Annotated in this window: 9 protein-coding genes and 1 pseudogene; 4 read left to right on the top strand and 6 right to left on the bottom strand. The window is 34.2% G+C overall.

The genetic code is table 11. The features are described from left to right. Window positions 1–456, bottom strand: coding sequence for a hypothetical protein (locus Q4500_RS18660; RefSeq protein WP_368389736.1), 456 nt, complete (start codon window positions 454–456; stop codon window positions 1–3). 84 nt (window positions 457–540) lie between these two features. Beyond that, window positions 541–846: pseudogene (locus Q4500_RS18665) on the bottom strand (universal stress protein); the annotation flags it as partial. Between the two features lie 156 nt (window positions 847–1,002). On the opposite strand from Q4500_RS18665, the gene Q4500_RS07820 reads away from it, so the two are divergent. Beyond that, window positions 1,003–2,862, top strand: coding sequence for a sodium:proton antiporter (locus tag Q4500_RS07820; protein WP_303599130.1), 1,860 nt, complete (start codon window positions 1,003–1,005; stop codon window positions 2,860–2,862). A 186-nt stretch (window positions 2,863–3,048) separates the two neighbouring features. Next, a complete protein-coding gene (locus Q4500_RS07825; RefSeq protein ID WP_303599131.1) occupies window positions 3,049–3,186 on the top strand; it encodes a hypothetical protein in 138 nt (45 codons plus the stop codon). A 180-nt stretch (window positions 3,187–3,366) separates the two neighbouring features. Here the strand turns inward: Q4500_RS07825 and lepA are convergent, their stop codons facing one another. Beyond that, window positions 3,367–5,163, bottom strand: a complete 1,797-nt coding sequence (lepA, locus tag Q4500_RS07830; RefSeq protein ID WP_303599132.1) for a translation elongation factor 4 — start codon at window positions 5,161–5,163, stop codon at window positions 3,367–3,369. 201 nt (window positions 5,164–5,364) lie between these two features. Between lepA and Q4500_RS07835 the strand changes: the two genes are divergently transcribed. Continuing rightward, on the top strand, window positions 5,365–7,767 hold the full coding sequence (locus Q4500_RS07835; protein ID WP_303599133.1) for an outer membrane beta-barrel family protein: 2,403 nt from the start codon (window positions 5,365–5,367) through the stop codon (window positions 7,765–7,767). A gap of 110 nt (window positions 7,768–7,877) precedes the next feature. Continuing rightward, window positions 7,878–10,277 carry an outer membrane beta-barrel family protein gene (locus Q4500_RS07840; protein WP_303599134.1) on the top strand — a complete coding sequence of 800 codons (2,400 nt, stop codon included), beginning with the start codon at window positions 7,878–7,880 and terminating at the stop codon, window positions 10,275–10,277. Window positions 10,278–10,283: 6 nt separating this feature from the next. On the opposite strand, the gene Q4500_RS07845 is transcribed toward Q4500_RS07840, so the two are convergent. Genes Q4500_RS07845 through Q4500_RS07855 form a run of 3 tightly spaced genes read right to left on the bottom strand, consistent with a single transcriptional unit; the run spans window position 10,284 to window position 12,626 of the window. Next, window positions 10,284–10,481, bottom strand: coding sequence for a hypothetical protein (locus Q4500_RS07845; protein ID WP_303599135.1), 198 nt, complete (start codon window positions 10,479–10,481; stop codon window positions 10,284–10,286). Continuing rightward, window positions 10,478–11,872 carry a radical SAM protein gene (locus Q4500_RS07850; RefSeq protein ID WP_303599136.1) on the bottom strand — a complete coding sequence of 465 codons (1,395 nt, stop codon included), beginning with the start codon at window positions 11,870–11,872 and terminating at the stop codon, window positions 10,478–10,480. Before Q4500_RS07850 ends, Q4500_RS07845 begins: the two co-directional genes overlap by 4 nt. Next, entirely contained in the window at window positions 11,844–12,626 is a 783-nt protein-coding gene (locus Q4500_RS07855; RefSeq protein WP_303599137.1) for a prolipoprotein diacylglyceryl transferase family protein, read from the bottom strand. The genes Q4500_RS07850 and Q4500_RS07855 overlap by 29 nt, the downstream gene beginning before the upstream one ends. Window positions 12,627–12,692: the final 66 nt, after the last annotated feature.

The following is a 12,692-nucleotide window of genomic DNA, read 5'->3' on the forward strand; positions in this document are numbered from 1 at the left end:
CTATTTTCTAACAATTAATAAATCGGTTGGTAGATCAGATAGAATATATTCAATGTCATGCGGAAATATTCGATCCCAAATACTTGTTTTTATAGGTGCGTTCATAACTAACAAGTCAGCTCTTACCACCTCGGCATAATGCCCAATAGAATATCCTCTTTTACCAAAAATACTTTGTGTTTTCACCTTAATACCTTTAGTAATATTCTCTGGTAGCGAACAGACTATAGTGTTAACCCTCGAATCTTCTCTATGTCTAATACGTTGTTTAATGATATTCGCCTTTTTTAACGTACGGTCATCTTCAACGTCCACCTGAATTTCTTTTGACATAATTTCTTCAACAATGGTAATTTGTTGCGCACCTAAAAGGCTCGATACATAAAAAGCATGTTCAATGGCCATTGGCGTTTCTGGGGCATCAAGACCATTGACGACAATATGCTTACAAAGCACTCTTTTTTGTGTAGGTTTAATTAACAACAGAACGGAGCAATGAACTTTACGAGTTAGTTTTCTAGCAATGGAACCCACATAAAATTGAAACTTATTTTCACGTTGCAATGCGCCTAAAATCAACAGATCAATCTTTAAATCGATACAAGCTTTAGTAATTATTGTCTCTGGATTGCCTTCTTTCCAAACTACTTCGATGGTATCACCAGACTGTTCGGTTTCAGAAATTATTCGATTAATCTTTTCAGATTTTTCAGTGGTCTTTTCTCCTACATGTAGAAGAATAAGTTTGCAGTTTAAGTAATATGCAATGCGGCTAGATTCTAGTATATTTACGTTGAGTGAAGGCGAAAATGCAAAGCCGAATAAAATGGAATGATATAACTTGATAAGTAGTTGGTTCTAATATTGTGCTGAACAAGATAGGGCTAAATAATTACAAGTGAATTGGTACTGTCGAACCTAGCACTCAAAAATGCACTGTTTCCCTTGGTCTTTATGTTATATAGTGCCGTTTAATTGTTATTTTTATACAAAATAAAATGTATGCTAGAGCTTGCAGGAATTATCATTTTAGGGATACTTGCTCAATGGGTGGCTTGGCGCTTAAAACTACCCGCAATTTTACCATTAATTCTTATCGGTTTAATTGTAGGTCCGTTATCAACATTGTACACAGAAGATGGCTCTAAAATTATCGAGCCTATTTGGAACGGAACTAAGGGTCTTTTTCCTGGAGATAGCTTGTATTACTTTGTTTCGCTGGCAATAAGCATCATTTTATTCGAAGGCGGACTAACACTTAAGCGTTCTGAGATTAAAAATATTGGTCCGGTAATAACCAAGCTAATCACCCTTGGTAGCTTAACGACTTTCTTTGGCGCAGCATTGGCGGCATACTTTTTATTCGGACTTTCATGGCAGCTGTCTTTCTTGTTTTCTGCTTTGATAATTGTAACGGGTCCGACGGTAATCACTCCGATTTTAAGGAACATTCCACTTAAAAAAGATGTTTCTGCCATGTTAAAATGGGAAGGAATTTTAATAGATCCTATTGGTGCATTGGCAGCGGTATTGGTCTATGAGTTTATAAGTGTTGGTGAAGGTCAAGCGTATACCATGACTGCATTAGTTGAGTTCGGAAAAATTCTGTTATTTGGTTTTACCTTTGGTTTCACTTTTGCACACGCACTAACATTCTTAATCAAAAAGAGTCTTATTCCACATTATTTATTGAATGTAGTATCGCTATCTGTTGTATTGGGTGTTTTCGTCATGTCAGATGTTTTTGCACATGAATCTGGCTTATTGGCGGTTGTTGTTATGGGTATGGTAATGGGTAATACCAATTTACCGAATATTAAAGAATTACTCTATTTTAAAGAATCGTTAAGTATTCTTTTAATCTCTATATTATTCATTTTATTAGCTGCTAATATTGATATTTCAGATCTAGAATTAATTTATACTTGGAAAACCATAGTACTGTTCTTAGCTATTGTATTAATCATTCGACCACTTGGTGTTTTCTTAAGTTCAATTGGTTCTAATTTAAAGTTTAATGAAAAGCTTTTTATTAGCTGGGTAGGTCCAAGAGGTATTGTTGCAGCTGGTATTGCGTCTTTATTTGGTTCTAAATTAATAGCGAAGGGAGAACCAGGGGCAGAGTATATTACCCCTTTAGTGTTCATGATAGTTTTAGGTACGGTTTTATTAAATGCTACTACGGCTAGAATTTTTGCGAAGCTAATTGGTGTATTTCTAAATAAGTCTGAAGGAATTTTGATTCTTGGAGCATCGAAAGTATCTCGCTTAATTGGGGAATATTTACATAAAAACGATAGGCATGTAGTGCTAATAGATAATAACCAGTCTAATATTGAAAAGGCAAATAAATTAGGTTTAGAAGCTATTTCGGCCAACATTTACTCAGATAATTTAACTGATAATATTGAACTTAACGATATTGGTTATTTAATGGCATTGACTGCAAATTCAGATATTAATAGGTATGCCATAGATAAATTTCAAGATGCGTTTGGTGAAAATGGCTCTTTTAGATTAGTAGATGCCGATGAAATGTCTGATCCAGAGAATAACCCTAAAGAAGGATTGTTTTCTCACACCGACGACTTTATTAAATTAACCGAAGCGGCACGAAAGTTTCCTGCCATACATGAAATTGAACTTCATGATACAGAACATTACGAAGGTTTAATAGAAATAACAAAGGCCGATGCAGATATTGTTCCCTTATTTCTCTTAGATCCAGAAGGAGAAATACATATTATCACTGCATTTAGTAAAGAATTCACAGACATTCAGAAAGGTTACAAATTGGCATACTTGGGTAAAATGTTCCCTCTTGAAGATCCAGATAAAGAAGAAGCCAATGAGAATTCATAATTACACATTCAAACCTTATTAAATACTGTGAGGTATTTTTTTCTATCTAAACCTATTTTTTATGTGATAACCGTTTACGATAGATACACCCTACTTATCCCTTTTTTATCCTAATTGGGCAGAATCTACTTTATTTAAGCACGTACTGACTATAGTTTTACGGTATCAATCAAAAAACGATCAGTCATGAAATTCAAATTAACTTTTCTAGTAGTAGCGCTCTTCATCACAGCAACTTCTATTTCACAAAACACCATCAACGGTATAATCACCGACACAACAAAAGCGCCGCTTTATTTTCCAACATTATTCTATATGAAGTAGGAAAAGAAGAAGCGGTAACCGGAGTAATTAGCAATGATAACGGTGCTTAGGTGTTTGAAAACCTTTCAAATGGTACATATCACTTTAAAACCGATTACTTATCACCATAAAAGGATATACAGAAAAGGCTATGACCATCATTTTAAGTACTTCAGGTTTTAGAAAGTGGTTAGAGTGAAATTAGTCATTCAACTTCAATACTGCCATAAATGCCTCTTGTGGAACCTCTACGTTACCTACTTGACGCATACGTTTTTTACCTTTCTTCTGCTTTTCTAGAAGTTTACGTTTACGCGAGATATCACCACCATAACATTTTGCAGTTACATCTTTACGTAAAGCTTTAGTAGTTTCTCTAGAGATGATTTTTGCACCAATAGCAGCTTGAATTGGAATATCAAACTGTTGTCTTGGTATCAGTTCTTTTAGCTTGGCACAAATCTTTTTACCAATATTTACGGCATTATCAGCATGTAATAAAGCAGAAAGTGCATCAACTGGCTGTGCGTTTAGTAAAATATCTACACGCACTAATTTAGAAGGTCTCATACCTATAGGCGTGTAATCGAAGGATGCATACCCTTTAGAAACCGTTTTTAAACGGTCATAAAAATCAAAAACGATTTCTGCCAAAGGCATGTCGAAATTAAGCTCAACACGCTCAGTGGTCAAATACGTTTGATTTGTAATTACACCACGCTTTTCAATACATAAAGACATTACGTTACCTACGAAATCAGCTTTCGTAATAATGGTAGCTTTAATATAAGGCTCTTCAACATGATCAATACTTGACGGGTCAGGTAAATCTGTTGGGTTGTTTACAACAATCGGTATTTCTGGATCTTTACGTGTAAATGCGTGGTAACTAACGTTAGGTACCGTAGTAATTACCGTCATATTGAACTCTCGTTCTAAACGCTCTTGAATAATTTCCATGTGTAGCATTCCTAAGAATCCACATCTAAATCCGAATCCAAGTGCAGCACTACTTTCTGGTGCAAAAACAAGAGAAGCATCATTCAATTGTAGTTTTTCCATCGAAGCACGTAGCTCTTCAAATTCATCGGTATCAACAGGGTAAATACCCGCAAATACCATTGGCTTTACATCTTCAAATCCTCCAATTGCGTTTTTGGTTGGGTTGACCGCATCTGTAATAGTATCACCTACTTTAACTTCACGAGCATCTTTTATTCCAGTAATTAAATAACCAACATCACCAGCCTTAACACTCTTTTTAATCTCTTGTGTCAACTTTAAAGTACCTACCTCATCGGCATAATAGTCTTTGTCGGTTGCTACAAATTTTATTTTTTGTCCCTTTTTAATTTCGCCGTTTATAACTCTAAAATAAGTTTCAACACCTCTAAACGGGTTGTAAACAGAATCGAAAACCAAAGCTTGTAACGCTTCATCTGGGTTACCCGTTGGGGCAGGAATACGCTCAATAATAGCGCTTAATATTTCTTCAATACCAATACCGGTTTTTGCAGATGCAGGTATAACTTCCTCAGCCTTACAACCTAAAAGATCAACAATATCATCGGTAACCTCTTCTGGGTTGGCACTTGGTAAATCAACCTTGTTTAAAACAGGTATAATCTCAAGGTCGTTCTCTAAAGCTAAATATAAATTAGAAATAGTCTGTGCTTGAATGCTCTGTGCAGCATCTACCACTAATAATGCACCTTCACATGCGGCAATTGATCTAGAAACCTCGTATGAGAAATCTACGTGACCAGGTGTGTCAATTAAGTTTAAAATATATTCTTCACCCTTGTAGGTGTATTCCATTTGTATGGCATGACTTTTTATAGTGATACCACGTTCTCTTTCAAGATCCATACTGTCTAGCAACTGTTCCTTTTTCTCTCGATCGGTAACAGATCCGGTAAATTCTAACAGTCTATCTGCCAGGGTACTTTTACCATGGTCAATATGTGCAATAATGCAGAAATTTCTAATGTTCTTCATAGCGGTAACAGTAATAATAAAGCCAATTTATACCAGGATTGTAGCCCGGAATTAAAGAGCAATTGCAAATATAATCTAATTTATAGCGCTATGCTTGAGTGTGCTTATCTATTTATGGTTGTGAAGATTAGTTTGGATTACATATATTGTAAAGGATTACAACAATTTTTACTAGATTTGAATTTCAACCCCCAATTGCCATTGAAAAAATTATTTATTATTTTATTTATTGCCATAGGCCTACCATTTGTTGCACATAGTCAAACATTTGAATTAAAAGGCGAGGTTAAAGACCAATACCAAGAACCCGTCGCATTTGCTTCTGTATTTCTACTTACTGTTAAAGATTCTGTTTTGGTAAAAGGAAGTTCTGCTGATGAAAATGGCTCTTTTTTATTTTCTGATATTGCAGAGGGTCTCTATTTTTTAAATGCATCTTATGTAGGTCAAACCTCAGAAAATTTAGCGATTGAGATTATTAAGGATACCAAGATTGGAGCTTTAATAATAGAGCAACAGGCAGAACAACTTAATGAGGTAACCGTTACAAGCAATAAACCTGTAGTTAAAAGAGAAGTTGATCGCATTGTTTTCAATGTAGAAAATACGGTCATTTCTCAAAACAGTTCGTGGGATATTCTTAGTCAGACCCCAGGTGTCATTATCATGGGCGATGATCTTAAAGTGCGTAATAGAACTACTACAGTTTATATCAATAACCGTAAAGTTCAACTGTCATCTGAGGAGGTTAGAAGTCTATTAGAGAATTACCAAGGCGAGAATATAAAATCGGTTGAGGTTATTCATAATCCACCAGCAAGTTATGATGCGGAAGGGGGCTCAATTTTGAATATTGTCACCAGTAAAAACCTGTCTGTAGGTTATAAAGGCAATGTAAATGTAGGGTATACACAAGGTGTGTTCCCTAAATATAATTTTGGCACATCGCATTTTTATAAAACTAAAAAGTTGAATGTAAATGCGAATTATAATTACAGTCCAAAAAAGGAATTTAAAAACACCTTGAATACAACCAATTTTATCGAAGATGGTGATGTTCTTTCTATTTGGGATACTGATTTTGACCAAATAATTAGAAGTAATACACATGCTGCCGGTCTTGTGGTAGATTATGACTTCAATGATAAAAACACTCTTAGTTTTACAAGTAACGGGCAATTTCAACCAAAAAGAGATTCTGATTTTTTTCAGGAAACGACCATAAAAGATGCTGTCGGAGTGTTAGACTCCATTTTTACGACAAACAGTTTTTTAGATGAAAAGAAAAACAATATTTCAGGTGACCTTACTTTTAAACATCAATTTAAAGACCAAGCAAATTTAACTGTAAATGCACATTATACGTATTTTGATTTGGGTCGTAATCAAAATGTAAACTCCAATTATTTTATGCCTAACGGTTCATTTATACGTGATTTTAGTTTTTCGACCATTGCAGATCAGCAGATAGAAATACAAACCGCTCAATTAGATTACACAGATTATTTTGGTAGTGTATTTTTTGAAACAGGGATTAAAGGTGCGTTCATAAATTCTGAAAGCAGGTTAGACTTTTTTTTACAGAACAATGGTACAGAGTTTATACCAAATTTATCTGATGATTATATCTATGATGAAAGTGTTTATGCAGGTTATTTTAGTATGTCAAAAGATTGGGAAAAATGGAGTATTAAAACGGGGCTAAGAGCAGAGCATACAGAGAGTTCTGGTGTGTCAGTAAATGTGTCAAACATTAACGCCTTAAGTTATTTTGAATTATTTCCTTCATTGTATATTCTTCATACCATTAACAAGAATCATAGTTTATCATTTGATTATTCTAGAAAGGTAGAACGCCCTAGGTATGAAGATTTGAATCCGTTTAGAACCTATGTTAACGAAAGAACTATTGTTGAAGGCAATCCTAATTTAACGCCTAGTTTCAGTCATAATTTCAACTTGAATTACACGCTGAATCAAGAATATTTCTTTGACTTCTATTACCGAGACAATGGCAAGTATATTTCTACCATTACTTTTCAAGATAACGATAATCTAGTATTAAGAGATGTTACTCAAAATGTTTTAGAAAGTACCTCCTACGGGTTTGATTTTTCATATGGTAAGTCCATCACTAACAATTGGTATTTGTACAGTTATATTTCACTTTTTCATGAAGAGGAATCTTTTCTTGCTTTACAAAGCGATGAGTATTCTTTTACCAATGACTTTAATGGAGCGTATGTAGACCTTACAAATTATATCACCCTTTCTAAAGATGGTAGTTTTAAAGGCGAATTAGGCTTAGTATATATGTCAGGCTGGTTGCAAGGTTCATTTATACAAGAAGAGACTACAAATTTAACCGTAGGATTAAGAAAATCATTTTTAAATAATAGAGCTATACTGAGTGTAAGCGCAAATGATCTATTGGGTAAATATAATGGATATGTGTCTTCTAAATATTTAAATCAAGACAATGGTTATATAACGACTCCCGAAACCCAATATGTAAAATTTGGCTTCACGTACAACTTCGGTAATTTTCGCTTAGAAGATAACCAACGCGGTATAGATAAAATAGAGCGTGAACGCCTCAAGTAATGATAACTATTTAGTTGTCAATAGATTAAAATTTTATTAAGAAAATTTTAATAATACTGTAAGATAATTCAATATTACTTTCCTACATTTAGTTGGTATACGAACACCAAATGACTAGGAATTTTTATATTACACTACTGTTTTGTCTTACGTTTTCCCTAGCGTTTTCCCAAGACTTTATTATTAATGGCGTAGTAGTAGATGACAATCAAAACCCCGTTGTTTTAGCAAATGTAATTTTACTAACTAGCGAAGGTGAATTCATTAAGGGCATGGTTACTAATGACCAGGGTTTTTATGAGTTTAAAGCTGTTACTGCTGGTGCGTATAGCATTGTTGCTAGTTACATAGCAAATACCGTAGAGAGCTCTGAAATCTCAGTGACCGAAAATATGGAACTTAAGCCATTAATTCTTCAAAGTTCTCAACAGTTAGATGAGGTTGTTGTCACTCAAAAAAAGCCGGTATTAGAACAATTAGCAGACCGTCATATTTTTAGTGTTGAAAACACGGCACTTTCAGATGGTGATATCTGGGATGTTCTTAAACGTACTCCTGGTGTTATGGTAATGAATAATCGATTGTACATTAATGGTAGTCCTAATGTTAATGTGATGATCAATGGTAAACTAGTCAACTTACCAGAAAGTGATATTATTAATTTACTCAGCGGCAGTTCTGCAAGTAATGTACAGTCTATAGAAGTAATAACGAGTCCACCTGCAAAATATAGTGCCGAAGGCGGCTTGTTGATTGATATTAAAATGAAAAAACACCTTGTTTCAGGGTATAACGGCGCTGTTTTTAATAGATATTCGCAAGGTGTTTTACCAAAACATACTTTAGGTACAGATCACTTCTTTAAAGGTAAAAAAATTGATTTTTCAACCAATTACAGCTTTAGTCATGATAGAGATTGGACCAGATATTCTGATGTTACAACATTTTTTGAAGACGGTCAAGAAAGTGAGATTTGGTCAGCAGAGCAAAAATCTATAACTAAGGTAAAAAGCCATAATCTAAACCTATTTTTAGATGTCGAATTAAATGAGAAAAATGCAATTAGTCTTTCTTCTACCTCAAGTTTTTCACCCAATAGAAATACTATATATACTTCCACAACTGATCTGGAAAATACCAATGAAGATTTAATAGCGCGTTTAAAAGGTCTCAATATACTAAACGATGATACTTATAACTCGTCTAACTATTTAGATTGGGTGCATAAGTTGAATGATAAAGGAGCAGAAATATCAACAAATGCACATTTTACATATTATGATTCTAAAGATAGTCAAGAATTAAATAATGAAATAGTTGAGGGTTTTACAGAGAATACATCAGAGAACACTTTAAACACAGATTCCGATCAAATTATAAATCTTTTTAGTGTTCAAACTGACCTTACCCTGCCAATATCTGAACACTCTACTATGGAGACAGGTTTAAGAATTGCAAACATTAACTCAGAAGCAAGTATTATACAGACTGGTTTTGATGATACTGTTGAGGGAATTAACCCTACAGAATCTGGCATTTTTAATTATGATGAGCAAATTTATGCCGGTTATATCAGTTTTAGCAACAGCTGGGAAAAATGGAAATTAAATGCCGGTCTTCGAACAGAATATACAGATACAAAGGGTGAATTAGATGTTTTACCATTGGCGAACACGACTTCTTATTTTGATTTGTTCCCAAACCTGTCAATGTCTTATACGAAAGACAAAAATGCTTTCATGGTAAAATACTACAGGCGAATTACCCGGGCCAGATATAGCAGTATAAACCCTTTTCAATATTATTTATCGGCAAATTCTATCTATGAAGGAAATCCTAATTTAAAACCAGCTTATAATACTTACGTAGAAGTCGATTATGTATTTGATAAAGACTTTAAGTTTGCCCTATTTACCAGTATAAAATCAGACGAACAAGTACAACAGTTTATTCAAGATAATGCGACCAATATCCTTAAAGCACAATATCTAAATTTAGAAACCAATTACAATTTTGGTGCAGATGTAAGTGTGTCTAAATATCTTACCTCATACTGGTACTCTTATTTTTTGGTAAGCCAATATTATAATCAAAATAAGTTTATTGATATAGCAACAGATGCAACTATAGAGAATTCTATTTGGACTACATATATACGAGCTAATAACTATTTCACATTATTAAAAGATGAATCGTTGTATGCAGACATGGCATTCACCTATATTTCTCCATATGTTAAAGGTAATGCTAGTAATAGAGCATATAGTAAATTAGGTATAAATTTTAGAAAGACTTTTTGGAATAAAGATGCTAGTGTTTCAATAGGAATAGAAGATATTTTTAATAACGGAAATACCTTTTCTACAAGAAACTACCTTGACCAAAATAACACTACAAGTACAAGACCCGAAAGTCGATTATTTGTATTCGGTTTTAGATATAAATTCGGAAACACTAAAATTCGCGATAATTCTAAAAGTAAGAATACAGACGAAAATAAGCGATTATAACATTCGCTAAGATAACATAACACCGCAGACACCAAGGCTTATTAGGCAATACACTCCAGCTAAAATCATAAAGACTTTACCCGCTTTTTTCTTCTTATAATAAAATAAAATTGCTCCAATAATAATGAAAAAGATTGCAGGACCGAACATGATTAGAAACAATAAGGTAGCAAGACCGTCTAGATTACCAACTTCTAAAATCATAGCATTTCGTTTTGTAGTTCTTTTAATCGTTCGATCTTATCATCTCTATAAAAGAGATTCATTGTTTCAAACGGAATAATCTTATAATCTTTGTTTACAATGTGCACGCACGATTTCTTTATGGCACGTACATCAAAGTTATGAGCGTCTATAAATTGCATGATTATAATTCTAAAGAGATTGTCATAACCCAATTCTGGGGCATCAATTTCTGGTAGGCAGCACATAATACTCTTCAGGTTTTCCGAAGCTTTTTCTACGGAGTTCCCTGTGCTAAAAAGCTCGATCATTTTACCATGTAGCTGCTCATCTTGTTCGTAAATAATAGTGTTTTTACCCTCATTCAATAAGTCATCCGGATTTATAAAACGTGTTAACGGATTTACCTCATCACCCAGTTTTAGAGCATAAGCCATTACCAAAGCATCTGGGTTACAAGGCACGGGTATTAAATCATCAGACTCAAAAATGGGAGATTGCTCTAATATTTTTCGTCGTACCTCGGTTAATGTAATACGATTTTCATCTACTTCAAAGTTCTCTAATCGCCCAGCTATTTGAGTAGGTTGAAAAGTAACTCCGCGCACACATTTTTGTTTTAAGGCAAAGTCAATGGTGCTTCCCATTTCATGATCGTTGAGTTCTTTTTGTAAAACAACAACAAGAGTGGTAGAAAGATTTAATTTGTTAAGATGTTCAAGGGCTTGTAAACGAACATCCGCAAGGTCTGCGCCTCTTAAAGTTCGTAGCACTTTGTTATCCAAAGAATCAAACTGTAAATACACTTCAAAATCTGGAGCATAGGTGGCCAATCGTTTTGCGAATTCAAAATCTTTGGCAATTTTTATTCCGTTGGTATTCAACATTAAATGCCGAATAGGAAGTGATTTTGCGTAATCTAGTATTTCAAAAAAATCGGGGTGTATGGTAGGTTCACCACCACTAAGCTGCACCACATCTGGTTCACTCTCATTTTTTACAATGACGTCGAGCATTTTTTTTATTTCCTCTAGTGATCTATGTCTACCATAAGTAGGCGAAGAACCAGCATAACAGGTAGGGCAAGTAAGGTTACAACGATCTGTCAGTTCTATAACCGTAAGACAAGAATGCTGCTCATGGTCAGGGCAAAGTCCGCAATCATATGGGCAACCATAATGCGTTTCTGTATTGAATGTTTTAGGGTATTCAGAAGCCTTATTATAGTTTCTAATATTCTTGTAATACTCAATATCATCAGCTATAAGCACTTTAGATTTACCATGCTCTTTACAATTTTTAAGCATGTAAACCTTGTCGTTTTCAAAAACGATTTTGGCATCTACCCGTCGTAAACATTCTGGGCAAAGGCTTAAAGTAAAGTCATAATACGTATAGTTTTTTTCGGACATATGTAATTCCCTGAAGGATGAATTTATAGTAGTAAATCAAACAAATTAAACATAATATTTGAATGCTGCTTAGACCAAGGATATAAAAACCGTTAGGTTTTAGAAACTCGATAAAGAAACGAAGGGAAAAGTAACAAACCATAAAGAGCTTAAATATGTCGCCATTTTTAAAAGTATGATTCGAATTTTTAAGTCTACGGATGACCATAAAAAGTACCGTCAAAAACACAACTTCATACAACGCAATAGGATGCCTTTGAATACCATCACCTAAGTCCATTCCTGTAAACCATGTTGTTTCTTTCCCATAAGTAAACTCTTTAATACCTGCTAAAAAGCAGCCGATTCTACCAATAATAATCCCTAAGATAATAGGTAGGGTAAACAGGTCTCCTGAAGAGTGTTTCTCAACAATAATCTTTTTGGCAAGTTCCACACCTAAAAGTCCGCCAAATAAACCGCCCATTATGGTTTTATTGTTCAGATTGTATAGCCAATCTTCATGAATATGAGCCACAGGATTTTCAAAAAAGGCAACTACCCTAGAGAGAAACAAAGCCCCAAAGACGGCGCCTATTATAATAGAAAGCCGATTGTTAGATGAAATGACATCAGTACTCTTTTTTCTTAGAAAAACATAGTATCGAAATCCAATAAAGAAAGCCAGGTACTCTAGAATAAGATGCATATTTAACTTTACACCAAATACAACAGGCTCAAAAGGAAGCGAGACGATAAGAAGTGTATTGTTCATAAAGTAATTGGCAAGAAAATTAAGTGATAAAATGTCAGTCTAAGCGTAGTCGAAGACCTAATTTAG

The organism is Maribacter sp. 1_MG-2023 (assembly GCF_030547005.1).
Taxonomy (GTDB): Bacteria; Bacteroidota; Bacteroidia; order Flavobacteriales; family Flavobacteriaceae; genus Maribacter.